The sequence below is a fragment of the Nocardia sp. CC227C genome, assembly GCF_030767025.1.
In the GTDB taxonomy this organism is placed as follows: Bacteria; Actinomycetota; Actinomycetes; order Mycobacteriales; family Mycobacteriaceae; genus Nocardia.
In genome coordinates this window covers 29456-52868 of sequence record NZ_JASITE010000012.1, presented here as the reverse complement: position 1 = coordinate 52868, position 23413 = coordinate 29456, and the positions used below count along the sequence as shown (strand labels likewise).

Sequence of the window (23413 nt, the reverse complement as noted above, 5' to 3'; positions counted from 1 at the left end):
AAGCCCCGGATAGCTTGGGACCGTCTCATTGCCGCACGATCGGAGTTGTGCACGTTGATCTTCTGAGGTAGCGCCCCGGTGGCTCGCAGTCGCGCGCCGCGTTCGCTTTCGCCTACCTCGAGGAGTGTGCATGCCCAGTACGTTTGTCGTATCCATTTCCGATCTCGCCTTCGCCTGGCCCGACGGCACACCGGTCTTCGACGGCCTCGACGCCGCCTTGGGGCCGGGGCACATCGGTCTGGTCGGAAGCAACGGTGCGGGCAAGTCCACGCTGTTGCGCCTGATCGCCGGAGACCTGCGGCCCCAGCGCGGCTCGATCACCCCGCCGGAACGGCTGGGGTATCTGCGGCAGGACCTCGGCCTGTCCGCCGGGCAGCGGGTGGACGAGGTGCTCGGCATCGAGTCGATCCGGAATGCGCTGCACCGCATCGAATCCGGTGCGGGCACCGAAGCCGACTTCGAGCTGATCGGCCCCCGCTGGGATGTCGAGGAGCAGGCCGTGGCACTGCTGGGCAAACTCGGACTGCACTATGTCGCCGGGGACGTCGCGCAGCTCGACCGCCGTCTCGACACCCTCTCCGGCGGGGAAACGGTGCTGCTCGGCCTGATCGCCGAACTGCTGCGCGAACCCGAGGTGCTGGTGCTCGACGAGCCAACCAACAATCTGGACCGGGTCGCGCGGCAACGGCTCTACGAGGTGATCGGGCATTTCCCGGGCACGGTGATCACGGTCAGCCACGACCGCGAACTGCTGGAGCGCGTGGACGGCATCGCCGAACTGCGCCAGGGCGAGATCCGGTGTTTCGGCGGCAATTTCACCGAGTACGAGCGCATCGTGGATGCCGAGCAGGCGGCCGCCCGGTCGGCCGTCCGCGACGCCCGCAGCGATGTGCGCAAGCAGGCGCGGGAACTGGTCGAGGCACGCGTCAAACTCGACCGGCGCCTGCGCTACGGCCAGAAGATGTGGGATACCAAGCGGGAACCCAAAGTCGTGATGGCCGAACGCAAACGCCAGGCCCAGGTGTCGGCGGGCAAGCTGCGCAACAACCACATCGGCAAACTCGAGGAGGCCGAGGATCAGCTCACCCAGGCGCGGGAACTGCTGCGCGACGACCGGGAGATCCGCGTCGACCTGCCGGGGACCAAGCTCTACCCCGGACAGGATGTCATCGACTTGGCGGAGGTGACCCTCGCCAACGGCCCGGTGGTGACCTTGAAGGTCTCCGGGCCGGAGCGAATCGCCCTCACCGGCCGCAACGGTTCGGGGAAAACCACGCTCCTGCACCGCATTCGCGACGAATCGCCGAAGGTGCCCTGGCGCATGCTGCCGCAGCGCCTCGATATCTTCGACGAGTCGAAGACGGTATTCGAGAACGTGGCCGCCGCCGCGCCGCACGCGTCGGCCGAACGGATACGAGCCCGACTGGCCCGCTTCCTGTTCCGTGGGAGAGATGCCGACGTGGCGGCCGAGACGCTGTCGGGTGGGGAGCGGCTGCGGGCGGCGCTGGCCATGATGCTGCTGGCCGAGCCCGCGCCCAAGCTGCTGCTGCTCGACGAGCCCACCAACAACCTGGACCTGCCCAGCCTGCGGCATCTGACCGAGGCCCTCGCCGCGTTCCAGGGTGCGCTCCTCGTGGTCAGCCACGATCCGCGCTTCCTCGATGAGATCGGGGTCACCCGCCGAGTGGAGCTGTCGGCGGACGGATTGGCCGAAATCCCGTCCGGGTAGCGAGGTTTGGCCGAGTGCGGCGGTCCGTGGACCAGGGGCGGCGCCGGGTGCGGAGCAATCCGTACGCAACGCCGCCCCGAACACGGTAGAAAGGGGAGTGATCACGTCGGTATGGGCACGTCCGGACGGCGGTAGCGACCGTCGGCGACCCCGCGACGAAACCCGGACTAAAGTTGGTGGTCCGGGTGGTTGCACGGTCCGATATGGTGTTCCGATCGCGACCGGGAGAGGTGGTGTGGCATGACTCAGCATTTGGAACAGGCGAATGCCGGGCAATCGAACAATGGCGCATCCGCCACCCCGCCCACCCCCAATTCCATGCCACAGCGCCAGGGCGATCCGGCGTCACAGCGCCAGGGCGATCCGGGGTCACCGCGCCAGAGCGATACGGCGTCACCGCGCCAGGGGGATCCCACGCCACCCCGCCCGGCCGTCCCGGTCGTACAGCGTCAGGGCAGCACGCCCGCCGCGGTGCCGACCTCCGCCTCGCGTCGCGTGCGCGCCCGCCTGGCCCGCCGTATGACCGGTCAGCGCGGCATCGCGGCGGTCAAGCCGGTGCTCGAACCCCTCGCAACCGTCCATCGCGAGCTGTATCCGAAGGCCAACCTGCAACTGTTGCAGCGAGCCTTCGACGTGGCCGACGAGAAACACGCGCATCAGTTCCGCAAATCCGGCGATCCGTACATCACGCACCCGCTGGCGGTGGCCAATATCCTGGCCGAGCTGGGTATGGACACCACCACGCTGGTGGCCGCGCTGCTGCACGACACCGTGGAGGACACCGGCTACTCGCTCGACGAGCTGACCGGTGAATTCGGTCAGGAGGTGGCGCACCTGGTCGACGGCGTCACCAAGCTGGACAAGGTCAACCTGGGTGCGGCCGCCGAGGCCGAGACCATCCGCAAAATGATCATCGCCATGGCCCGCGACCCGCGCGTACTGGTGATCAAGGTGGCCGACCGGCTGCACAATATGCGCACCATGCGGTTCCTGCCGCCGGAGAAACAGGCCAAGAAGGCCCGCGAAACCCTCGAGGTCATCGCGCCGCTGGCGCACCGGCTCGGCATGGCGACCGTCAAATGGGAGCTGGAGGATCTCGCCTTCGCGATCCTGCATCCCAAGAAATACGACGAGATCGTGCGCCTGGTGGCCGACCGCGCGCCCTCGCGCGACACCTACCTGGCCAAGGTGCGCGCCGAGATCGTGAACACTCTCGCGGCCAGCCGCATCAACGCCATCGTGGAGGGTCGCCCCAAACACTATTGGTCGATCTACCAGAAGATGATCGTCAAGGGTAAGGACTTCGACGACATCCACGACCTGGTCGGCATCCGCATCCTCTGCGACGAGGTGCGCGACTGCTACGCCGCGGTCGGCGTGGTGCACTCGCTGTGGCAGCCGATGGCGGGCCGGTTCAAGGACTACATCGCCCAGCCGCGCTACGGCGTCTACCAGTCGTTGCACACCACCGTGGTCGGCCCGGACGGCAAACCCCTGGAGGTGCAGATCCGCACCCAGGACATGCACCGGACCGCCGAGTTCGGCATCGCCGCGCACTGGCGGTACAAGGAGACCAAGGGCAGGCACTCCAATGATTCGACCGAGGTCGATGACATGGCGTGGATGCGGCAGCTGCTGGACTGGCAGCGGGAGGCCGCCGATCCGGCCGAGTTCCTGGAGTCGCTGCGTTTCGATCTGAAGTCGCCCGAGATCTTCGTGTTCACCCCCAAGGGTGATGTGATCACGCTGCCGCAGAAGTCCACCCCGGTGGACTTCGCCTACGCCGTGCACACCGAGGTCGGCCACCGCTGCATCGGCGCACGCGTGAACGGCCGCCTGGTCGCGCTGGAACGGCAGCTGGAGAACGGTGAGGTCGTCGAGATCTTCACCTCCAAGGCGCAGAACGCCGGACCGAGCCGCGACTGGCAGAACTTCGTGGTCTCCCCGCGCGCCAAGGCCAAGATCCGGCAGTGGTTCGCCAAGGAACGCCGCGAGGAGGCCCTGGAAGCGGGCAAGGAGGCCATCAGCAAGGAGGTCCGCCGCTCGGGGCTGCCGTTGCAGCGCCTGATGAGCGCCGACGCCATGTCGGCGCTGGCCCACGAACTGCACTATCCGGATATCTCGGCGCTGTACGCCGCGGTCGGCGAGAGCCAGGTGTCGGCGCACCATGTGGTGCAGCGGCTCATGGCCCAGCTCGGCGGGGTCGGCGATGTGGAGAACGAACTCGCCGAACGGTCCACGCCCTCAACGGTTCCCGCGCGCCAGCGCGGCACCGGCGATGCGGGCGTGGAGATTCCGGGCGCGTCCGGCACGGTGGCCAAGCTGGCCAAGTGCTGCACCCCGGTGCCGGGCGACGAGATCATGGGCTTCGTGACCCGCGGCGGCGCGGTCTCGGTGCACCGCACCGACTGCACCAACGCCGACTCGCTGCGCAGCGAGCCGGAACGCATCATCGAGGTGAAGTGGGCGCCGTCGCCGTCCTCGGTCTTCCTGGTCGCCATCCAGATCGAGGCTCTGGATCGCACCCGGCTGCTCTCCGACGTGACCAAGGTGCTCGCCGACGAGAAGGTCAACATCCTCTCCGCCTCGGTCATGACCTCCGGTGACCGGGTGGCCATCTCCAAGTTCACCTTCGAGATGGGCGACCCGAAACACCTGGGCCACCTGCTCAATGTGGTCCGCAATGTGGAGGGCGTCTACGACGTCTACCGCGTCACCTCCGCGGCCTGACCTCCCCGGCCGATCCGCGGCCGACGCCAGCTAGGCTGGCTCGTCCCCGGAACGAGGAGAGTTCATGACGACGTTCGAGAATGTCACCGTCACCAAGAAGGCCAATGTCTACTTCGACGGCAAGTGCGTCAGCCACGATATCGAGCTGGCCGACGGCACCCGCAAATCCGTGGGGACGATTCTCCCGGCCACGCTGACATTCGGCACCGGCGCGCCCGAGGTCATGGAACTGCTCGAGGGGGAGTGCCGGATCACCCTCGCCGGGGCGAGCGAGGCCGTCACGTACCGGGGCGGGCAGTCCTTCGACGTGCCCGCGAACAGCTCTTTCCAGATCGAGGTGCTCTCACCGGTGCACTACGTCTGCCACTACGGCTGACCGGCGCGGCGGAGCGGCGTGCCGTCGCGGTCACTGCGGGACGGGACACAGTATCCAACCCGCGTGGCCGCGATGAGCTATAGTTCTGGGGTCGAGTACTGATCTTGTGCTCATTCCGTCGTGGATGTCTTTCTTTCGTGCACCGCTGCGGTCACCCCAGATGCTCGAAAGGCACCCCGAATACCCATGACGACTCGTTCAACGAGCCCTGCCACCACCTTCACCGCTCTCGGCCTGCGCACCGACCTGATCGACGCGCTGACCGCGAACGGCATCACCGCGCCCTTCCCGATCCAGGCGGCCACGCTGCCCGACACGCTCGCGGGGCGCGACGTGCTGGCGCGCGGCAAGACCGGCAGCGGCAAAACGCTCGCCTTCTCCATTCCGATGGTGCACCGGCTCGCCGGTGTCGCGATCACGCCCGCGCGGCCCGTCGGGCTGATCCTGGCCCCCACGCGCGAACTGGCGACGCAGATCGCCGCCACCCTGGAACCCATGGCCGCCGCCTGCGGGCTGCGGGTGACGACCATCTTCGGCGGCGTCCCGCAGAATCGGCAGGCCCGTGCGCTGAAGACCGCCCAGCTCGTGGTCGCCTGCCCCGGCCGCCTCGAAGACCTCATGAAGCAGGGTCTGGTCTCGCTGGACGCGGTGCGCATCACCGTGCTCGACGAGGCCGACCACATGGCCGACCTCGGCTTTCTGCCCGGCGTGACCCGCATCCTCGCGGCCACCCCGGACAACGGTCAGCGCCTGCTGTTCTCCGCCACCCTGGACAACGGGGTGAACAAACTGGTCAAGCGCTTCCTGCGCAATCCGCTGTCGCACAGCGTGGATGAGGCGCATTCCCCGGTCCCGGCCATGACCCACCACATCTACGAGGTCGCCGACGCCGCCGCCAAACGCGATCTGGTGCAGGTGCTGGCCTCCGGCACCGGCCGCCGCATCCTGTTCATGCGCACCAAGCACCACGCCCGCCGCCTGGCCAAACAGCTGACGGCCGTGGGCATTCCCGCCGCCGACCTGCACGGCAACCTCTCCCAGGCGGTGCGTGACCGCAATCTCGCGGCCTTCGCCGCGGGGACCACGCGCGTGCTGGTCGCCACCGATATCGCTGCCCGCGGCGTGCACGTGGACGATGTGGAACTGGTCGTGCACGTGGACCCGCCCGCCGAACACAAGGCGTACCTGCACCGTTCCGGTCGCACCGCCCGCGCGGGCAGCTCCGGCGATGTGGTGACCGTGGTGCTGCCCGAACAGCGCCGGGATGTCGCCGCCCTGCTCCGCAAGGCGGCCATCACCGCCGCACCCCAACGGGTGACCGGGAATTCGTCCGAGGTGAGCACCCTGGTCGGTCCCATCGCACCGCTGGTGACCGCCCGCCCCGAGCCCGCCGCGACATCCGCGGAACGCGATCGGCGTCCCGCCGCCCGCAAGGCCGCGGCGTCCGATGCCCGCCGCTCCCGCTCGCAGGCCCCGGCCCGCACCGCCCGCCCGCAGCGTGTGCGTCACGCCGACCGATCCGCCCCGCGCGCCGCCGAGCCGATCGGCACGCGCTCGGACGCTCCGGCCCGTGCGGCCCGTGCGCAGCGTGTGCGTCACGCCCACCGATCCGCTCCGCGCGCTGTCGAGTCGACCGGTACCCGCTCGGATGCTCCGGCCCGTACGGCCCGACCGCAGCGCACGCGCGGCGGCAGTCAGCCCGCAGCCCACCAGACCGGCCGCCGCTGATTCGAGAGCGGTTCGTAGCCCGCCGGACCGGCCGCCGCCGATCGGATCCGGCGGATGACCCCGCCTTCCGGATGGGTGGTGACCGGGTGCCTCGTACGGTTGTCGCCGATCCGGCTGGTCGGTCCGGCATCATATCGACAAGACCGTCAACCTGACCGGTGAACGGTGAGGCTACCCCGATCCGGATCGCAAGAACTACGGCGAATGGCGATTCAGGGCGCGGTGCGGATCGACGACTGCGACGAACTGTGGGGTGTGATCTGGCTGCTCAACCTCGTCGAGGAAGAGCGTGCCGACATACTTCCCGGCACCCAGTCCGGAGCGAGGACGGGCACACAGCGAACCGCCGGCCTTTCATTACAAGGTTGGCGGTTCGGGCCGCCACCGGTCGCGTCATGCGCCGAGTGCCGAGAGGGCGACGAATCCGAACACGACCACTCCGATCCAGAATCAGGCAGTGGCCGCGAGCGGATGTTGGTGGCGGTGGGCAAGGGCTGTGGGCGATCCTCGAGCGCTGGCGTGGTTCCGGTTCTCGTCAACTCGGTCATCTCGTTGACGAGAGTGAGCGCCATAGCTGACGGGTGCGTTCGGAATACGATCGTTTTCTGAGCGCGGCGAGGAGCGCGTCCGGATCAGTAGTCCTCCCATATGGTCCGGTCTGGATTCCAGCGGAGAAATGATCAGAACCTGTGGATGGCCGGGAGGGAGTACCTTCCCGGATGATCTTCGAATCCAGGATCTGATCGGTCCGGCGCGCCAACGCCGGGCGGGGTGTCGCGCTCACCGATCGACGAGATCGTGCGCGAGGGTGCGCGGCGGATGCTCGAGGCCGCGTTGCGGGCCGAGGTCGCCGCCTATGTCGAGCGGTTCGCCGACCAGGTCGACGAGAACGGCCGGAAGCTGGTGGTGCGCAACGGCTACCACAACGAACGCGAGGTGCTGACCGCGGCCGGCGCGGTGACGGTGAAAGCGCCCCGGGTCAACGACAAACGTGTCGATCCGGAATCCGGTGAGCGGCAACGGTTCTCCTCGGTGATCCTGCCCGCCTGGGCGCGGAAATCGCCGCAGGTCACCGAGGTACTGCCGTTGTTGTATCTGCACGGGCTGTCCACCGGGGACGTCGGTCCCGCGCTGGAACAGTTCCTCGGTTCCGGGCGGGCCTGTCGGCGGCGTCGATCACCCGGTTGACCGGGCAGTGGACCGACGAGGCCCGCGCGTTCGCCGCCCGGGACCTCTCGGGCACCGACTACGTGTATCTGTGGGTCGACGGCATCCACGTGAAGGTCCGTTTGGAGCAGGAGAAACTGTGCCTGCTGGTGATGATCGGGGTCCGTGCCGACGGCCGCGAGGAGCTGGTGGCGCTGACCGACGGCTACCGGGAATCGACCGAGTCGTGGGCGGATCTGCTGCGTGATTGCCGCCGCCGCGGCATGACCGCGCCGGTGCTCGCGGTCGGGGACGGCGCGCTCGGGTTCTGGCGGGCGCTGCGCGAGGTGTTCCCGACCACCCGGGAACAACGCTGCTGGTTCCACAAAGTTGCGAATGTGCTTGCCGCGCTGCCGAAATCGGCGCATCCGGGCGCGAACGCGGCGCTCAAGGACATCTACAACGCCGAGGACATCGACAAGGCGCAACTCGCGGTCACAGCGTTCGAGATCGACTACGGCGCGAAGTATCCCAAGGCGGTCGCCAAAATCACCGACGACCTCGATGTGCTGCTCGAGTTCTTCAAGTATCCGGCCGAGCACTGGATCCACCTGCGCACCACGAACCCGATCGAATCCACCTTCGCCACCGTGTGCCTGCGCACGAGGGTCACCAAGGGGCCTGGCTCGCGCGCGGCCGGAATCACCATGGCCTACAAGCTGATCGAGGCCGCCCAGGCCCGCTGGCGTAAGGTCAACGCCCCCGCGACATCACCCCGCCATCATCGACCGGCGCGGCCGACACCACCGGAGCGGAGGTCGCCTGAAACTTGCCGATCCACAGGATTTGACAATATCTCGAGCACTGGATTCATCTGCGGACTACGAATCCGATCGAATCGGCCTTCGCCACAGTGCATTTGCGCACGAAAGTCGCCAAAGGGCCTGGCTCCCGCGCGGTAAACGCACCCCACCTGGTCGCGCTCGTCCGCGACGGTGCGTCGTTCCACAAAGGCAAACTCCTCGAACGACCGGTCGATATCTCCCGCCAGCACCGGGTCCCTACAGGCCGCAGCGGCTTGACGTCAGATTTCACCAACGACCTCACTATCCACATGCAGCCAGACGGCCAAATGTCGAAACGCGCTGTTGTACAACGTTTTCACTGGCTATCCTGTACTGAACCTGTCCAATCCTCATGGCAAGGGATGCTTTGAACAAGCTCTTCCAACGTACTGTCATCGTCAGCGCGCTCGGCGCTCTCGGGGTCGCGACCGCGTGTCTGGTCCCCGGCACCGCCCATGCTGACGAGACAAGCTTCATCATCGAAGCGAAGCGGGTGGGTCTACTCGCCCAGGATGCCGAATTCAATCCGACCGGCGACCCTTCGACGAGTGAGTACAACGCGATGCAAGTCGCCTGGTTCGTCTGCGCCAACCTCGAAGGGGGCCGCTCAGAGGCACTTGTTCGCAGCGCACTGAACGAGCACCACCCGCCCGAGGTATCGAGGCAGTGGATGGAGGTCTCGATTCAGGAGGTATGCCCTCAGTTCCTATGAACGCGAAGTACGACACCCTTGCGGGTCGGCTTCGAACACCCGCGCCAGGAACCGGGACATGACGAACCGCCGCTTCACCGTATTGAAAGGCTCCCCGGACTGTGCGGCGTGCTTCTTCAGATGGTCGGTGACGCTCTTCCGGACGGCCTGCGGTCCGCGCGATGAGATGCTCACGGTTCCTCTGTCGCGTCGCCGGGATGGCTGCCGCCAGCCTGCGGGGGTGCGCCGGTTTCTTTATCGACATCTCCGGAACGCACCACACGCGAATCCGCGTCCACATTGGCGAGGAGGTCGAAGCCACGGATCCCACTGAGTGCAGCCCGCGCCGACTCGTCGAAGAGGGAAGAGTACAGGCGCGGTTTCGATGCTAGAAGGTCTTTGTTGACCTTGAATAGGCTCTGCGCGGCAGTCTCGGCGAGCAGCGAGCGCAGGTTCTGCAGGGCTGGTCCGCGTTCGAGCATCGACGAAACCTCCGACCAGGTGTCGCTGTCGACCTGCTGCCGGGCAGCAGACACTGTCGGCGTGAGCGTTCGTGCCAGATCCGCCAGATTCGCGCGACGCGCGAGATCTCGGGTGGTGGCAGGTACTCCTGCCTGTTCGATGAGCGCGTCGAGGAACCCCTGCCCATCCAGGGCTCTGTGCCCGTAGATGAAGGCATGTTCGGCCAGTGCCTCAACAACCTCCCCGGTTGATGCCAGAGACCCCACAAGTACATCCCGTACCACCGAGGCGAGGTGCCCGGCATCGGTGGATACCGCCGCGAGATCCCTGATCGTGCGAGCAGCGGTGGTGACCGGCAGGCCGTCGATCACTTGCCAATCGGTGCGGGCCAGACGACCGCGGTAGATCGCCACATCCGGTACCGAAAGCCGGATCCGGCGAACCGCCGTCGAGATTTCCAGTCGGAGATCCATTCTTCGTCTGTGTTCAACCCATGCGATCTGGGCCGTGCCGAATCAGAACCGAAGTGCTCAGCCGCCCCAAGAAACGGCGCATGCCTCGCACCCCCAGCACGGTGGTCGACGTGGGATTCGACATCGGGCCCAAGCTCTTCGCCGCCCGCAAGAACGCCGCCGAAATCTCTGCGGCGTCCGGGACGAAGGTCTGGCCCCATATCCGGCGCGCCCACTGGCACACCTACTGGACCGGTCCCCGTGACCAGCCCGCTCCCGAGGTGCGCTGACTACACCCCATCCTGGTCAATCCCGCGGAACGCGACGCCTCCCGCACGCTGGTCATCGAGGACGACCCGAGAAGCTGACCCTGCCAAACGCGGCTGACCTGCGCTGGCCTCGTTTCCGAACAGTGCCAATCGAACTCGGCTCCCGTGAAGACTCGGTGTGCGTATGCTCGCTGCTATGAGCGATGCCGGGGCCGGTGAGATGCCGCGATGCCCTTCCTGGTGCGATGAGCACCTCGAAGACGTCGATGCAGCACTCGACCCGCCCGAACGCTGGCAGATCCACCGATACCGCAGGCGGTGGAATCGAGTCCTACGCCATCGAACTGCACGTCGCGGAAGAGACCTGGCTACAGCTGACCCTCGACGAGGCGGACTACCTGGCCCAGCAACTGCGCCTGCTGGCCGAGGAAGCCCGCCGCGTGCCCGTGACGCGCAGCACGGGCGTCCAGTCTGAGGATGAGGGCCGCTCTCGCTCTTGATGCGTAACCGGGCGTCCCCCATTGGGGGACAAACACACGTCGTAGATGCCCGCTGTTCAGCGCCGTGTATGCCGCGTTAACCACGCGTGCCGCGATCGAGAAACGCGCTGGTTCTCACCGATCCGGACGGCTCCTGGGCCGATACCGCTCTCAATACGTTCGGAAGTAACGGCGATCGGCCCTTCGGTGGGGACTTCACCAGGCGCCTGGCCTGCTTGGGCATCTTCGGTGAACTCTTGTGGCGTGACGGGCGTGCCGTCGGGCACGATCGGATGGGATTCCCAATCGTGATCGGGATCGTCGTAGGGGTTATGCACCATGTCGCTCCTGTTGGTCTGTACACCAGACTGATCGGCGGTCGACGGCGTCGATGAGGACTGGTTCGACGCGACGAACACCCGACGCCGACGAGGACGAAGGCCGCAGCTCCCGCAACCCAGATATCCCCTCATCGACTTCGCCAGAGCCACATCCGATCTGGCAGATAGCCCCCGCAACGAGTGGAGGCTGTCCGTTGCTGGCTTCAGTTTCCGGGGCCGGTGGCGCTCCACCCACCGTCAGCTTCAGTGACGGCTGGTCCGGAGGGCGTCAGTGTCTCGGGTGCCGTACCCGGACCAGGGCGGGAGTCTTCGACGAAATCGCGGGCAGTCCTCGGCTCGGGTCCGTCGATGGTGGGTTCTTCGAGGTCGGCGAGGTCATCATCCGGCTCGTCGAGACGGTTCTGTTTGTCGACCACCGAGTACTCCTTCGAGTCGGGGTGCGGACTTATTCGTCGAGTGATAGATCACGACCGCGCCGACCGCGCCGATCCGGCTCACTGTTGATGTCGCCGTCAGTACAGAATGCCCTGGGGCTGAACGCCGTTCGGGCAGGCGAAGGCGCCGACCGCGCCTGCGCCGTGCGGGGGGATGAGGCCCGATACGGCGTATTGGGGGCCGTTCGGGCATACCTCGGTGCCGGTGACGGTCTGCGGTTGGTCGGTGGTGTTGTAGCAGAACGCTCCGGCACAGTAGACCCCCGCGGGGATGCCCGCGTTGGCGGACGCGGCGGACAGCGCTACCGCCGACACGATGGCCGCGGCGGCGAACAGGCCGTATCCGAGCCGCCTCATGACCCGGCCGCCTGCTGCATCTCGGCCTCGGTGGCGGGGCGGGAGACCGATACCTGGGTCGGCATCTGGATGGGTCCGTGCAGGGTGATGCGCATCCAGCCGCCGGGCATCGACCCCGCGACGGCGGCGTCGCTGCTGATCGTATTGCCGACCTCGTTCCTTCCGGCGGGGGACCAGCCCGGGAGGGCGACCTGGGCGAGGGCGGGGCCCAAGTTCATGGACGCGACGGCGGCGGCTTCGCCCTGGTTCAGGGTCACCGATGCCGCGCCGGGCTGCGGGTCCACCGTGAGGGCCGAGGCTGTTCCGCTGCCGATGGCGGTCGCGATGCCCGCCGTGCCCAGTAGGACGAGTACTGCGGATTTCTTGTGCATTCGAACTCCCCTGTGCGAGTCGATGAGATCGCCGCTCCGAATAGGCGGTAGCTAGATATTTGCTGATATGCGTCGCGTGGGCCAGATGTCGGCCTCGTTTCATGAGCCTTCTCACAGGCTCGAGCGACGCCGAGCTTGATGGTACGATCATATCAAATACGTGGTACGTTGATATCATCAACGATGATGGAGGGGTGGTCATGGCCAAGATCGGGCGATTCGCCAATGACGCGGCGCGGGCGGAATACCTGGAGATGTACGAGGCGGCCGAGGGATTGTGGCCGCTGCCGGTCACACAGGCCGATATCGCGACGTCGTTCGGGTCGACGCATGTGCGGTGGTCGGGGGAGGGGGACGGGATTCCGATCGTGCTGCTGCACGGTGTCGGGTCCAACGGCCTGGCCTGGTATTACGTGATCGAGGATCTGGCTCGTGACCGGGTGGTCTACGCGCTGGACACCATCGGCACCGCGGGCCGGAGTGTGCAGACGGCACCGCTGACCCGGGACGCGGACTTCGCGGTGTGGGTGAACGAGGTGCTGGCGGGGCTGGGGCTGGAGCGCGTGCATCTGGTGGGGTATTCGCACGGAGCGTGGCATGCGAGTCTGGTGGCGCTGCACGATGCGGGGCGGCTGGCCAGCGTGACGCTCGTCGAGCCCGGCGGGATGTTCACCAAGCCGAAGTGGAGCGTACTGCTGAAGATGATCCGCTTCGGGATGGGCGGACGCTCGGACGCGAATATGCGAAAGATGATGGCGTGGCTCAGCCCCGGGGTCGAGGTGACCGAGCAGGAGTTCGCGGTCGCCAAGGCGGCCCTGCGCTACCGCATGCGGATCGGCTGGGCGCGGGTGCTGAAAGACGCCGAGCTGCGGGCGATCACGGTGCCGACACTGGTGGTGTTCGGCGGCGACTCCCTGGTCACCGATGCCGAGGTGGCCACCCGCAGGATCGTCGAGAACATCGCGACCGCCGAGACCGAGGTGTACCCCGGCCGGGGGCACGGGGTGTTCTACGAGATTCCGCAGCGGGTCGCGGCCCGGATACTCGCCTTCGCCGCCCGCTGTGAACCGTCGAACAGCGCTGTCCCGGAATAGCCCTCACTTCAGCGGCAGCGCGCCCTCCATGCCGCCCACATCGGTGACCTTCCAGTCGGCATTGCGGTCGACGGTGACGTTGTAGGTCACCGTCGTCTGCGCCCCATCGGGGTTCTGGGCGTTGGTGGAGCTGACATTGACGAAGACATTGACCTTGTAGACGCCACCGGACTCCGACACCACCTTGGCCGTGATGGGCATGGCGGTCGAGGTCCACCGCAGCGGGGTGATGATCTCCTGTAGGGCCGGGGCGCTGGCGTCGAACTTGTTTGCCAGCGCGGGCGCGGTGTTGTTCTTCAGCCGCACCACCCAGGCGTTGAAGTCGGCGAAGTTCACCGTGGACGCCCCCACGGCGTAGTCGGTGGCCACCTGTTCGGCGCGGACGTCGTCGGCGGCGACCGCGTCGCGTTCGGCGATGTCGTTGCGCGCCAGCAGCAGTAGCACCCCGAGCGCGACGGCCACCACCGTGACCACCGCCACTGCGGCGGCCCAGCGCAGCGTGGTCAGCGGAATGGCCACCGAACGCGGAGCCGGTCGCGCCCCGGTGGATTCGCGTCGGCGTCGGGAGTCGGTGCGCTTGTTCAGGTCGACGGTCATGACGGACTCCTGTCTGTCAATTGACGGTTATCCGCAGGCGCAGCGTGCCGTCGGGAGTGGTGGCATGCAGCGCCTGGGCGATCAGGCTGCCGAGATCGAGCTGGCTCACCAGCGGCGGCGCCAGCGCCAGCACCGGTTCCAGCAGCGGAATCAGCGGGGCCAGTTCGGGTCCCATCCGGTCGACGCGCACGGTGAGCTCCCGCAGGAAAGGCGCGAGGCCGATGGTGTCGGGATCCTCCACCAGAAAGGATTCGGGCAGATTGCCCGCGCGGATGACGCGGGCGATGGAGTCGGCCACATCGATGACCCGGGGCCCGAATTCCGCCCAGGGCTCCGACGCCTGGATGAGCGCCGGACCCGACCACGCCATATCGCTCGCATTGGCCTGTAGCGCGATGAGCAACTGCCGGATCACGTCGGTGCGGGCCAGCAGCGTCGCCGCCAGCAGATCCGTGGCCCGGGACAGCTGCGGAATCACCGCCTCGGTGTTCTCGGTCGCCTCGGTGAAGGTCTCGACGATGGAGGCCAGCGCCGTCGGGTCCAGCTGCCGCAGCAGTTCGGTGGTGGTCCGGGCGATATCCGGAATCGACACCGGAGCACTGATCTTCGTCGCCCGCACCACCTGCCCGTCGCTCAGGTACGGCCCCTCGGCCGAGGGCGGGTCGAAGAGCAGATAGGACTCGCCGAGTCCGGACAACCCCTCGATCCGCACGGCGCTGGCGGTGGGAATCGGGTGGTCCGCATCGACGCGGAAGCGCACCTCCACCGCCCCCGGCACATGCTCGACCGCGGTGATCCGGCCGACCTCCACCCCCGACAGCAGCACCTTCGACCGCGGCAGCAGCCCACCGGACTCCGGCACGTACATGGTGGCGTGCACCTGCTCGGAGAACCAGGTCACCCGCACCACGCCGAAGGCCAGATAGGCACTTCCCACGACCAGGATGGTGAGGATGCTCGTCAGGGAGAGCAGGGTTTTCGCCCTCATCGGACCATTCCGATCATGCGCAGCGCCCGGACGATCCCGTCGATCCGCTCCTCGGCGGGCAGCGGTGCGCCCTCCACCTGTATTCCGGTGACATTCACTGTCGGCCCGCGCTCCACGAAGGGAATGATCTTGTCGCGCAGCAGCGCCACCAGGCGGTTCAGGTTGGACGGCGCGCTGAGGTCGAGCGGATTGCCGCCCAGCAGCAATGGGACGAAAGCCTTGGCGGCGGCGTCACCGGCGCGCAGCAGCGGCGCGGTCCACAGCAGCGACTGCCCGATCACGCCGAGTGAGCTGAGGATGCCGAGGGTGTACACCAGTGACCGCACATCCGCGGGCAGCTCCCGGGAGCCCCGCTCGCTCAGCAGTGTCCCGAGTTCGCGCGGATTGGCCAGCACCGCTTCGAGATTGCGTTCGAAGCCGTCCAGGAACCGGTCGACGGCATCCAGGTCGCCGGCGATATCGCGCACGTCGGTGCCCAGCCGGTCGGCGATGCGCGCCGTCTCCTCGGGCGCGGCGGGCAGTACGGCGTTGGCCTGTTCGACGATGTCCTGAATCCGCTGCGGCGTACCGCCGCCCACGAAGGTGGACAGTGCCGCGAGCAGATCCTCCACCTGGAGGGCGGGCTGGGTCCGCTCCAGCGGGATGGTGCCGCCGGGTGGAATGGTCGCGCCGGTCTCGCCCGGCGGCGTGCTCAGTCCGATGTACACATCGCCGAGCAGTGTGTTCTGCCGCAGCTGCGCGGTGGTACGCATCGGCAGCCGCACCGCACTGGAGATCTCGACCACGGCGTCGATCCGCCCCGGACCCGCCGCCGACGGATCGACGACGCCGACCGAGCGCAGGCTGCCGATCTTCGCGCCGTTGGCGATCACCTTGGCCTGGGCGGGCAGATTGAGCGCATTGGCGAATTCGATGTGGATCTCGTAGGTCGGCCCGGCGACGGCCGCGCCGGGCACGGGCACCTCGGCCGGATCGAAACCGCACGCCCCCGACAGTGCGGTGACCACCGCGCAGACCAGCGCGACGACCGCACGTCGCCAGCGGGGAGATGGTGTGTTCACCGCGCACCTGCCAATCCGAGGACGAGTGGAACCAGATCCACCGTCGCCATGCCGTTCGCGGCATCGCGGCAGCGTCCGGGCGCGACCGCGTTGACGGCCCCGCACACCTGGTCGGCGGTGGCCTGCGGTAGCGCGACGCGCGGTGGGGCATAGTTGATCCGGGCCTGTCCGGTCTCCGGATCGAGGGTGTCGCGGAACGCGCCGACCAGGGCCGGAATCATCTCCAGCAGCTCCCGCAGCGATCCGATGTGGGCCGAGAGGAGTCGCAGCTTGGGTGTCAGCGCGTCGAGGCCGCGCAGGATGGGTTGACCGTATGCGTGGGTCATGCGGTTGAGCCACGGCAGGATCACCAGCAGGGAGTCGACGATCTGCACCGTGCGGTCCCACATCTGGTTGACGAAGTCGAAGCCCTCCCCGGCCTGGGTGAGCGCCAGTTTGATATCGCCCCAGTTGAGCGCGATGCTCCGGGCGATGGCGGCGAAGGCGTCGATCAGATCGCCGATATGCCCGATGGCGGCGTCGGGCTGCCGCAGCGCGGTGGCGAGATCCCGGATCACCCGGTTGAGTCGTTCCCCGGTGCCGTCGGTGGCCCGGTCGAAGGCGATCACGCTGTCGCGCAGTCGTTCCCGTTCGGCGGGGTCGCCGTGTCCGGTCAGCTCGTCGGCGAGGGTGGAGAACGACTCCAGGGTCCGGCTGATGCTCTTGGGCGTGAAGGTCTCGGTGATGCAGGTGCCGCCGTCCCAGTGCCGCTCGGAGGTGTTGTCGCCCAGTACTTCCAGCTCCCGGTCGGCGAGAATGGTGTCGGAGACGGTGGTGGCGGTGACCGCGCCGCGCAGCGGATGCCCGGCGTCCACCCGGAAGCTCACCCGCACCGAATCGCCGTGCGGCCGCACGGCATCGACCACACCGACCGGCAGACCCCGCATGGTCACGTCGTTGCCGGGGTACAGGCCGATGGCGTCGGGCATGAGGGCGCAGTAGGTGAGCATCCGCTTCCCGGGTTGGAAGGCGACGAGATAGCCGACCACGGCGACCAGCACCACCACGGCGACGCCGACCACGGTGATGAAACCGGGTGAGCCGAGGAAGCGTTTCATTCAGCACCGCCTTCCCGGCACCGGGACGCAGATCGGCGGGACCTCGACGATGACGGCGGACCGGTCGAGACTCAACCCGTGCTCGGGGGTGATCGCCGCCCGCAGCCGGGTGCGCAGCAGACCGAGGTCGTGCAGCGCCGCGTCGATGCGCCGTCCCAGCTCCTCCAGTTGCGGTACGGCCCGCAGGAGTTGGTCGGCCAGGGGTTCGAGCACCTCGCGCCAGGCGGGTTCGACGGCCGCGATGCGCGAGAGCAGCTGGCTGGTCACCAGCAGCGCCTCCGCGATCTCGGCCTTCTTCGCCAGCCCGCGGGTTTCGATATCCCCGAGCTTGCGGATGAAGGTCCCCAGCAGGGCGGTGTTGGCGTCGATGACGGTGAGGTACTCGTCCATCACGGTCAGCGCCCGCGAGATCTCCGCGTTCTGCCGCTCCAGCACACCCACGATGCTCTCCACGGCGATACCCATGCGCCGCAGCGCGTCCGGGCTGTCTTCGAGGGCCTGCTCCAAGGCGGCGAAGTTGGCCCGCAGCGTATCGCCGTCCACCTCGGCGACCGGTGTGGCGGCATCCTGGAGGATGCGAATCAGGCTGTAGGGCAGACGCACCCGCTCCGGCGGGATGACCTGATCGCCCAGTGGCTGGTCCCCGGCCGGGAACGCCGCGATGTAGTGACCGCCCACCACGGTCAGCATGCGCACCTCGAGGGCGGTGCGGTCGCCCAGCCGCACGGCGTCGTCCACGGTGAAGGTCATGCGCACCCGATCCGGCAGCAGTTCCAGGGATTTCACCGCGCCGACCCCGATCCCGGCGATCCGCACCTCGTCACCGACATCCACCGACCGCGCCTCGGTGAGTTCGGCCGTATAGGTGCGCTTGCCGATGGGCAGCACGTAGACGACGCCGGTGGCGATGAGCAGCACGACCAGCGCCACGGCCCCGTACAGGCCGAGGCGCAGCTCCCGCGCGGGCGTCAGTTCCGGCATATCGCGACCCTCTGCCCGGCGATGAGCGCCGCGAACGGCGCGGGCACCGCGGCCGGTCCACGCGAACAGGTGAGCTCGGCCCGGCCGGGCGTGCCGTCGGCCGGTGGCAGCAGGTCGGCCAGGGTCTGCAACAGGCCGGGCAGGCGACCGAGCACGTCGAGGGCCTGCTCCGGATCGGGGAACAGCAGCCGCAGATCCCGCACCAGCAGCGGATTGCCGCGCTCGGTGAACCCCAGGGTCGCCATGAGGCTGTTCAGCGGTCCGAGGGCCGAGGGCGCGGTGTCGGCGAAGAGCAGCAGTCCGTCGAGTTCGGTATTGAGGGCGGTGAACACATCGGCGATCCCGCGCAACAGGGTGACCAGGTGCGGGGACTTGCCGCCGATCTGGTCGGAGATGTGCTGCAGGTTCGACACGATGAGCGACAGCACGGCCTGCCGGTCGCTCACATAGCGGCTGAGCCGTTCGAAGGCTTCCAGGGCGGGCCCGATGCCGGACCCGTTGCCCTGGATCACCGCCAGCACGCTCTCGGCGAAGTGATTGAGCGCGCCGGGGGAGAACTCCTCGAGCACCGGCCGCAGGCCGTTGAACAGCTGGGTGATGTCGAACGAGGGGATGGTCCGGTCGAGCCCGATGGTGGATCCGGCCCCCAGTCGCGCGCCGGGTCGATCCGGTTGCCGCACATCCACATACCGCTGCCCGGTGAGCGTCTGATAGCGGATGGCCAGCCCGCTGCTCTCGTAGACGGGCCGGTCGGTGCGCACCGTGAACCGGATGACGGCCGTCGCGCCGCTGAGTTCGATCGAGGTCACCTCGCCGACCTGCACCCCGTACATGCGCACGTCGTCACCGCGCCGCAGTCCGCTCACATCGGTGAATTCCGCCCGGTACGCGACGGTATCGCCGTCCACCGGCCGCAGGATGGCGGTGACCACGACCAGGAGCAGCGCCAGCATGGCGGCGGTGAACGCGGCGAGCCGCACCAGTACGCCGACTGTGGCGGACCTCGACATCACCTTCGTCATCGCACCCCCTCCGGCTGCGTGAGCGCGGTGAACGCCCGCTGCCCGAGCAGTGGCACGCCCACCGCCGGGACGCCCCGCAGGGTGACCTCGAGCGACACCGCGGGGCCGTCGGGGGTGTCGGCGAAGACGCGGTCCAGGCGCTGGATCAGTTCGGTGAGCCGCGCCCGCGAGGCCGCCGGGTCGGGCACCGTGCCCGCCAGCGCCTCGACGGTGGGCGTCAGCGCGCCGATCAGTCCGCCGAGATGGGTGCGCAGGGTGTTCAGTGTGTCGGCCAGTCCGAGCAGCACCCCGTCGCGAATGACGGTGATGGAGGTGTCGTAGCGCTCGCGTTCGGTCCGGAAGATCTCGATGTCCATCAGCGCCGCCGCCAGCCGGAAGGTGGCGGAGGTGAACGCGCCGAACCCGTTCAGGAACGACCCGTACTGGTCGATCAGGAACGACGACGGGTACACCTGGGTGTCGGCGACGATCCGGCCCAGCTCGACGACGGCCTCGATGATCGGCGTGAAGGCCCGCAGATCGGTGTCGATCCGCGTGATCAGTTCCGTGAGTTCGGGAGTGAGCACCTCGGTGACGGTTCCGGTGAGGGTGCGCAGCAGCGCGCCCATGGTCACATCCTCGACTCGTCCGCCCATATCGATCAGCTGCCCGTCGCGCAGCGGCGCACCGCCCGGTTCGGCGCGCACCGCCAGCGCGCTGATGCCGAAGAGGTTCTCCGGCGCGTAGTCGACGCCGAAGGTGTCGGTGAGACCGGCGGTCTGGGACCGGTCGAGTTCCAGGGTGAGCAGCTGCCGTCCCCGCTCGACGGGCTGCACCGCCGCGATCCGGCCGACCGCCACCCCGTCGAACCGCACCGCGGTGCCGACGACGACGCCCGCCCCGATCTGCTCGGTGCGCAACTGGATTCGCAGCGTGTCCTCGGGCGCGCGCCCGTGGTGGGCATTCCAGGCCAGCACCGCCGCCACCACGCACACCACCAGCAGCGCGCCGAGGCCGCGGGCCATGGGCCGTGTGGTCCGCACTCCGGGAATCGCGTAGTTCGGCATCGGCTACCCCGGGAACTCGATGGCCGAGTCGACGCCCCACAGCAGCAGCGTCAGCACCATGTCCAGCCCGACGATGGCGACGAAGCTGGCGCGCACCGCCCGCCCCGAGGCGATGCCGACACCCTCCGGCCCACCGGAGGCGAAGAAGCCGTAATAGCAGTGGATGAGAATGACCGCGACGCCGAACACCAGGATCTTCACCACCGCCGCGACAATGTCGTAGCCGCTGGTGAACTGGAAGAAGTAGTGGTCGTAGACGCCGCCCGCCTGACCGTGCAGCAGCACGATCACGGTATCGCAGGCCAGATACGACAGGATGAGCGCGATCAGGAAGGTCGGCACGATCGCCACCGCCCCGGCTATGACCCGGGTGGTGACCACGAACGGCACCGAGCGCAGGCCGAAGGATTCGATGGCGTCGATCTCCTCGGAGATGCGCATGGAGCCGATCTCGGCGGTCATCCGGCAGCCCGCCTGCGCGGCGAATCCCACGGCCGCGGCGATGGGCGCGAGTTCGCGGGTGTTCGCGAAGGCCGACACCACGCCGGTGACCGAGCCGAGCCCGAGCAGGTCCAGGGCGGCGAAGGACTGGATGCCGACCCCCGCGCCGATGGCGATGCCGAGGACCACCAGCATCGGCACCGTGCCGCCGCCGACGATGAAAGAGCCGCGCCCCCACGTCATATCGGTGATGGTGCGCATGGTCTGCGCGCGATACCGGGCCAGCGTCACCGGAATCCCGGCGAGTGCCTGCCAGACGAAGCCGACCGCGAATCCGGTGTTCTCCAGCGGGCGCATCACGCCACCCGCATGGGCAGGAACATCGTGACCACCTGCGTGATGGCGAGATTCACCACGATGATGGCCGCCACCGACAGCACCACCGCCGCGTTCACGCCGTCGGCGACGCCGCGCGGCCCGCCCCGGGCCTCCAGTCCGCGCTGGCAGGCCACGATCACCACGATGAATCCGAAAAGCATTGCCTTGCCGAGAGAAATCCAGACGTCGGCGAGAACGGTGAACGCGCCGAAAGTCGCCCAGTAACTTCCGGGCGTCACATTCTGCGCACCGATCGCCACCCCGTATCCGGCCAGAATGCCCACGAAAACAATGAGGATATTGAGCAGCGGCGCGACGAAGAGCATGGCCGCCACCCGCGGCACCACGAGTCGGTGCACCGGGTCGATACCCATGACGCGCAGGGCGTCGATCTCCTCGCGCACCGTGCGCGCCCCCAGATCCGAGGCGATGGCAGAGGCCCCGGCGCCGCCGAGGAGCAGCCCGGTGGCGATCGGCGCGCCCTGTTGGATGACGCCCAGGCCACCGGCCGCGCCCAGCAGTGAATCCGCGCCGAGCTGGTGGATCAGATTGCCCACCTGCACCGAGACCACCACGCCGAAGGGGATGGCCATCAGAATGGCGGGCAGTGCGGTGACGGTGATGAGATACCAAGCCTGGTGCAGCATTTCGCGCCAGGGGAAGGTGCGCGCCACCAGGTCGCCGACCGCGCCGCGCACCGCTTCGACGGCCAGGTCCACCGTGCGGCCGAAGGTGCGCAGGCTCGATATCGCGGTGTCGGAGAAGTTGTTCCGGATGATCCGTAGGGCCGAGGCGGTCTCGCCGCGTGGGAGTGCGGACTCGGGCTGCACGGCCGCTCCTTCCCTCGGTTCCCGTGCCGAGGCGGTGACTCCCTCGACACCCGCTCGCTGAGACAGGCGTCGGCGGGGAGGCGGAATGGCGACACGGCCGACGCAGGTGCGGACCCGTCGTTCGCCGGTGCTCCGGCGGGCCGCGCGGAGTATCCGCTTTCGAGGCTAACGGAGACGTTCGTGGCTTATTGCCGTAATGCGCGGCGCAATTCGACACTGTTACCGGAATGGCGGTTTCTGTCGGCGTGCCGTCGCGTCGGGCGCGGCGCGGCATGAATTAATAGCGCGCATGATCGTTCGCTGGCTATTCGCCGTCGTGGCGGTACTGATCGCGGCGGTAATGGGAATGAGCACCTACGTCATCGCCCGCTACCCGATATCAGATCCGCTGGTGCGGCTGTCGGCGGTGGTCAGCGATTACGGGCTCTTCCTGATTCCGCTCGGCATCGCCGGCGCGGGCCTGGCGCTGCTGGCCCGGTTGCGCGGGCACGCGCTGGTTCGCTGGCTGGGTGCGCTCACCGCACTGGTGTGCGTGGTCGGTACGGCGGCCGCCGTGGTGCCGCTGGCGGCGTCCTGGCGGGAGGCGCAACGGCAGGGGGCGAGCCTGTCGTTCGGCGAGTACATCACCGCGGGATCGAATACCGGATCGCTGGATCCGCGCTTCGGGGTCGGCTACAACGTCATCGACGGGCGGGAGTTGCTGCTCGACGTGAAACTGCCGCCGGGAACCCCGGATTCACCGCGTCCCGCGGTGGTGTGGGTGCACGGCGGCGGCTGGGCCGAGGGCGACCGCGCACAGTCGCCCCGCTGGCACCGGTGGCTCAACGAGCGCGGCTACGCCGTCTTCGCGATCGACTACCGGTTGAGCCCGCCGCCGCGCTGGGATCAGGCGCCCGCCGATGTGAAGTGCGCGATCGGCTGGGTGAAGCAGCACGCCGAGCGCTACGGTCTCGACCCGGAGCGGGTCGTGGCGGCGGGCGCCTCGGCGGGCGGGAATCTGGCGCTGGTGGCGGCGTATTCCGACGACGGCGTGCAGCCCAGCTGCGCGGTCACCGATACCGCGGTGCGGGCGGTCGCCGCCCTCTACCCGGCCACCGATCTGCGGGCGGGCTGGCACGATCCGGACCTGGTCGCGGGGACGCGGGAGCTGTTGCGTGACTACACCGGCGGCACCCCGGAGCAGGTGCCCGAGCGCTACGCGGCGGCCGCGCCGGTGAGCTACGTGCGGCCGGGGCTGCCGCCGACCCTGCTCATGCACGGCACCCGCGATCATGTGGTGTCGCACGCCCAGTCGGTCCAGCTGGCCCGGCTGCTCGCGGCGGCCGGTGTGGCGCACGAGCTGCTGTCGATTCCGTACGGGGAGCACGGCTACGACATCAACTGGGGTGACTGGGGTACGCAGTTGTCCCGGCACGTCTTCGGCCGGTTCCTGGACCGGCACGTCCGGCCGAACTGAGCGGTGCCGTTT

At 68.2% G+C, this 23413-nt stretch carries 23 protein-coding genes and 1 pseudogene; 11 read left to right on the top strand and 13 right to left on the bottom strand.

All coding sequences use genetic code 11. From position 1 onward, the window contains the following. The first annotated feature begins 130 nt into the window (after positions 1-130). From QMO76_RS23505 to QMO76_RS23470, 7 genes and pseudogenes are all read left to right on the top strand, one after another. Positions 131-1729, top strand: coding sequence for an ABC-F family ATP-binding cassette domain-containing protein (locus QMO76_RS23505; protein ID WP_306363498.1), 1599 nt, complete (start codon positions 131-133; stop codon positions 1727-1729). A 240-nt stretch (positions 1730-1969) separates the two neighbouring features. Then, a complete protein-coding gene (locus tag QMO76_RS23500) occupies positions 1970-4459 on the top strand; it encodes a bifunctional (p)ppGpp synthetase/guanosine-3',5'-bis(diphosphate) 3'-pyrophosphohydrolase (RefSeq protein ID WP_306363497.1) in 2490 nt (829 codons plus the stop codon). Between the two features lie 64 nt (positions 4460-4523). Continuing rightward, positions 4524-4835: a pyrimidine/purine nucleoside phosphorylase gene (locus QMO76_RS23495; protein WP_306363496.1), complete on the top strand. Its 312-nt coding sequence runs from the start codon at positions 4524-4526 to the stop codon at positions 4833-4835. Positions 4836-5021: 186 nt separating this feature from the next. Next, positions 5022-6563: a DEAD/DEAH box helicase gene (locus QMO76_RS23490; RefSeq protein WP_306363495.1), complete on the top strand. Its 1542-nt coding sequence runs from the start codon at positions 5022-5024 to the stop codon at positions 6561-6563. A gap of 204 nt (positions 6564-6767) precedes the next feature. Continuing rightward, positions 6768-7172: a hypothetical protein gene (locus tag QMO76_RS23485; protein ID WP_306363494.1), complete on the top strand. Its 405-nt coding sequence runs from the start codon at positions 6768-6770 to the stop codon at positions 7170-7172. 210 nt (positions 7173-7382) lie between these two features. Then, a pseudogene (locus QMO76_RS23480) lies at positions 7383-8473 on the top strand (IS256 family transposase); the annotation flags it as partial. A 448-nt stretch (positions 8474-8921) separates the two neighbouring features. After that, the gene (locus QMO76_RS23470) at positions 8922-9266 is read left to right on the top strand and encodes a DUF732 domain-containing protein (RefSeq protein ID WP_280359277.1); all 345 of its coding nucleotides are present in this window, start codon (positions 8922-8924) and stop codon (positions 9264-9266) included. Between the two features lie 170 nt (positions 9267-9436). On the opposite strand, the gene QMO76_RS23465 is transcribed toward QMO76_RS23470, so the two are convergent. Continuing rightward, entirely contained in the window at positions 9437-10180 is a 744-nt protein-coding gene (locus tag QMO76_RS23465) for a hypothetical protein (RefSeq protein WP_306363493.1), read from the bottom strand. Between the two features lie 80 nt (positions 10181-10260). On the opposite strand from QMO76_RS23465, the gene QMO76_RS23460 reads away from it, so the two are divergent. Both QMO76_RS23460 and QMO76_RS23455 read left to right on the top strand, forming a co-directional pair. Further along, the gene (locus QMO76_RS23460) at positions 10261-10449 is read left to right on the top strand and encodes a hypothetical protein (protein WP_306363492.1); all 189 of its coding nucleotides are present in this window, start codon (positions 10261-10263) and stop codon (positions 10447-10449) included. 224 nt (positions 10450-10673) lie between these two features. Next, positions 10674-10928: a hypothetical protein gene (locus QMO76_RS23455; protein WP_306363491.1), complete on the top strand. Its 255-nt coding sequence runs from the start codon at positions 10674-10676 to the stop codon at positions 10926-10928. Between the two features lie 56 nt (positions 10929-10984). Here the strand turns inward: QMO76_RS23455 and QMO76_RS23450 are convergent, their stop codons facing one another. The 3 genes from QMO76_RS23450 to QMO76_RS23440 all read right to left on the bottom strand — a co-directional run bounded on the left by QMO76_RS23450 (position 10985) and on the right by QMO76_RS23440 (position 12410). Then, positions 10985-11326, bottom strand: coding sequence for a hypothetical protein (locus QMO76_RS23450; protein WP_306363490.1), 342 nt, complete (start codon positions 11324-11326; stop codon positions 10985-10987). Between the two features lie 434 nt (positions 11327-11760). Beyond that, complete coding sequence (locus tag QMO76_RS23445) at positions 11761-12039, bottom strand: hypothetical protein (protein ID WP_306363489.1); 279 nt, start codon at positions 12037-12039, stop codon at positions 11761-11763. Continuing rightward, the gene (locus QMO76_RS23440; protein WP_306363488.1) at positions 12036-12410 is read right to left on the bottom strand and encodes a hypothetical protein; all 375 of its coding nucleotides are present in this window, start codon (positions 12408-12410) and stop codon (positions 12036-12038) included. Before QMO76_RS23440 ends, QMO76_RS23445 begins: the two co-directional genes overlap by 4 nt. Positions 12411-12610: 200 nt before the next feature. On the opposite strand from QMO76_RS23440, the gene QMO76_RS23435 reads away from it, so the two are divergent. Next, positions 12611-13504, top strand: a complete 894-nt coding sequence (locus QMO76_RS23435; RefSeq protein ID WP_306363487.1) for an alpha/beta fold hydrolase — start codon at positions 12611-12613, stop codon at positions 13502-13504. A 3-nt stretch (positions 13505-13507) separates the two neighbouring features. Here QMO76_RS23435 and QMO76_RS23430 read toward each other — a convergent pair whose 3' ends face one another. The 9 genes from QMO76_RS23430 to QMO76_RS23390 are packed head-to-tail and all read right to left on the bottom strand — an operon-like array spanning position 13508 to position 21945. Beyond that, positions 13508-14101 carry a hypothetical protein gene (locus QMO76_RS23430; RefSeq protein WP_306363486.1) on the bottom strand — a complete coding sequence of 198 codons (594 nt, stop codon included), beginning with the start codon at positions 14099-14101 and terminating at the stop codon, positions 13508-13510. Positions 14102-14117: 16 nt separating this feature from the next. Then, positions 14118-15089, bottom strand: coding sequence for an MlaD family protein (locus QMO76_RS23425; protein WP_306363485.1), 972 nt, complete (start codon positions 15087-15089; stop codon positions 14118-14120). Beyond that, a complete protein-coding gene (locus QMO76_RS23420) occupies positions 15086-16150 on the bottom strand; it encodes an MlaD family protein (RefSeq protein WP_306363484.1) in 1065 nt (354 codons plus the stop codon). Before QMO76_RS23420 ends, QMO76_RS23425 begins: the two co-directional genes overlap by 4 nt. Beyond that, complete coding sequence (locus QMO76_RS23415) at positions 16147-17247, bottom strand: MlaD family protein (protein WP_306363483.1); 1101 nt, start codon at positions 17245-17247, stop codon at positions 16147-16149. The genes QMO76_RS23420 and QMO76_RS23415 overlap by 4 nt, the downstream gene beginning before the upstream one ends. Further along, the gene (locus QMO76_RS23410; RefSeq protein ID WP_306363482.1) at positions 17248-18228 is read right to left on the bottom strand and encodes an MlaD family protein; all 981 of its coding nucleotides are present in this window, start codon (positions 18226-18228) and stop codon (positions 17248-17250) included. It abuts the gene before it with no gap. Beyond that, the gene (locus QMO76_RS23405; RefSeq protein WP_306363481.1) at positions 18216-19250 is read right to left on the bottom strand and encodes an MlaD family protein; all 1035 of its coding nucleotides are present in this window, start codon (positions 19248-19250) and stop codon (positions 18216-18218) included. The genes QMO76_RS23410 and QMO76_RS23405 overlap by 13 nt, the downstream gene beginning before the upstream one ends. After that, on the bottom strand, positions 19247-20296 hold the full coding sequence (locus QMO76_RS23400) for a mammalian cell entry protein (RefSeq protein WP_306363480.1): 1050 nt from the start codon (positions 20294-20296) through the stop codon (positions 19247-19249). Before QMO76_RS23400 ends, QMO76_RS23405 begins: the two co-directional genes overlap by 4 nt. A gap of 3 nt (positions 20297-20299) precedes the next feature. Next, positions 20300-21094, bottom strand: coding sequence for an ABC transporter permease (locus QMO76_RS23395; RefSeq protein ID WP_306363479.1), 795 nt, complete (start codon positions 21092-21094; stop codon positions 20300-20302). Then, entirely contained in the window at positions 21094-21945 is an 852-nt protein-coding gene (locus QMO76_RS23390) for an ABC transporter permease (protein ID WP_306363478.1), read from the bottom strand. The genes QMO76_RS23395 and QMO76_RS23390 overlap by 1 nt, the downstream gene beginning before the upstream one ends. A 289-nt stretch (positions 21946-22234) precedes the next feature. Between QMO76_RS23390 and QMO76_RS23385 the strand changes: the two genes are divergently transcribed. Next, the gene (locus tag QMO76_RS23385) at positions 22235-23401 is read left to right on the top strand and encodes an alpha/beta hydrolase (RefSeq protein WP_306363477.1); all 1167 of its coding nucleotides are present in this window, start codon (positions 22235-22237) and stop codon (positions 23399-23401) included. Positions 23402-23413 lie beyond the last annotated feature (12 nt).

Bases quoted from the DNA above. Each gene is read 5' to 3' on its own strand.
- QMO76_RS23495 (WP_306363496.1), top strand. From the start codon at position 4,524: ATGACGACGTTCGAGAATGTCACCGTCACCAAGAAGGCCAATGTCTAC.
- QMO76_RS23410 (WP_306363482.1), bottom strand. From the start codon at position 18,228: ATGCCGGAACTGACGCCCGCGCGGGAGCTGCGCCTCGGCCTGTACGGG.
- QMO76_RS23485 (WP_306363494.1), top strand. From the start codon at position 6,768: ATGGCGATTCAGGGCGCGGTGCGGATCGACGACTGCGACGAACTGTGG.
- QMO76_RS23405 (WP_306363481.1), bottom strand. From the start codon at position 19,250: ATGACGAAGGTGATGTCGAGGTCCGCCACAGTCGGCGTACTGGTGCGG.
- QMO76_RS23430 (WP_306363486.1), bottom strand. From the start codon at position 14,101: ATGACCGTCGACCTGAACAAGCGCACCGACTCCCGACGCCGACGCGAA.
- QMO76_RS23465 (WP_306363493.1), bottom strand. From the start codon at position 10,180: ATGGATCTCCGACTGGAAATCTCGACGGCGGTTCGCCGGATCCGGCTT.
- QMO76_RS23395 (WP_306363479.1), bottom strand. From the start codon at position 21,094: ATGCGCCCGCTGGAGAACACCGGATTCGCGGTCGGCTTCGTCTGGCAG.
- QMO76_RS23440 (WP_306363488.1), bottom strand. From the start codon at position 12,410: ATGCACAAGAAATCCGCAGTACTCGTCCTACTGGGCACGGCGGGCATC.
- QMO76_RS23505 (WP_306363498.1), top strand. From the start codon at position 131: ATGCCCAGTACGTTTGTCGTATCCATTTCCGATCTCGCCTTCGCCTGG.
- QMO76_RS23415 (WP_306363483.1), bottom strand. From the start codon at position 17,247: ATGAAACGCTTCCTCGGCTCACCCGGTTTCATCACCGTGGTCGGCGTC.
- QMO76_RS23500 (WP_306363497.1), top strand. From the start codon at position 1,970: ATGACTCAGCATTTGGAACAGGCGAATGCCGGGCAATCGAACAATGGC.
- QMO76_RS23435 (WP_306363487.1), top strand. From the start codon at position 12,611: ATGGCCAAGATCGGGCGATTCGCCAATGACGCGGCGCGGGCGGAATAC.
- QMO76_RS23385 (WP_306363477.1), top strand. From the start codon at position 22,235: ATGATCGTTCGCTGGCTATTCGCCGTCGTGGCGGTACTGATCGCGGCG.
- QMO76_RS23425 (WP_306363485.1), bottom strand. From the start codon at position 15,089: ATGAGGGCGAAAACCCTGCTCTCCCTGACGAGCATCCTCACCATCCTG.
- QMO76_RS23445 (WP_306363489.1), bottom strand. From the start codon at position 12,039: ATGAGGCGGCTCGGATACGGCCTGTTCGCCGCCGCGGCCATCGTGTCG.
- QMO76_RS23460 (WP_306363492.1), top strand. From the start codon at position 10,261: ATGCCTCGCACCCCCAGCACGGTGGTCGACGTGGGATTCGACATCGGG.
- QMO76_RS23490 (WP_306363495.1), top strand. From the start codon at position 5,022: ATGACGACTCGTTCAACGAGCCCTGCCACCACCTTCACCGCTCTCGGC.
- QMO76_RS23455 (WP_306363491.1), top strand. From the start codon at position 10,674: ATGAGCACCTCGAAGACGTCGATGCAGCACTCGACCCGCCCGAACGCT.
- QMO76_RS23400 (WP_306363480.1), bottom strand. From the start codon at position 20,296: ATGCCGAACTACGCGATTCCCGGAGTGCGGACCACACGGCCCATGGCC.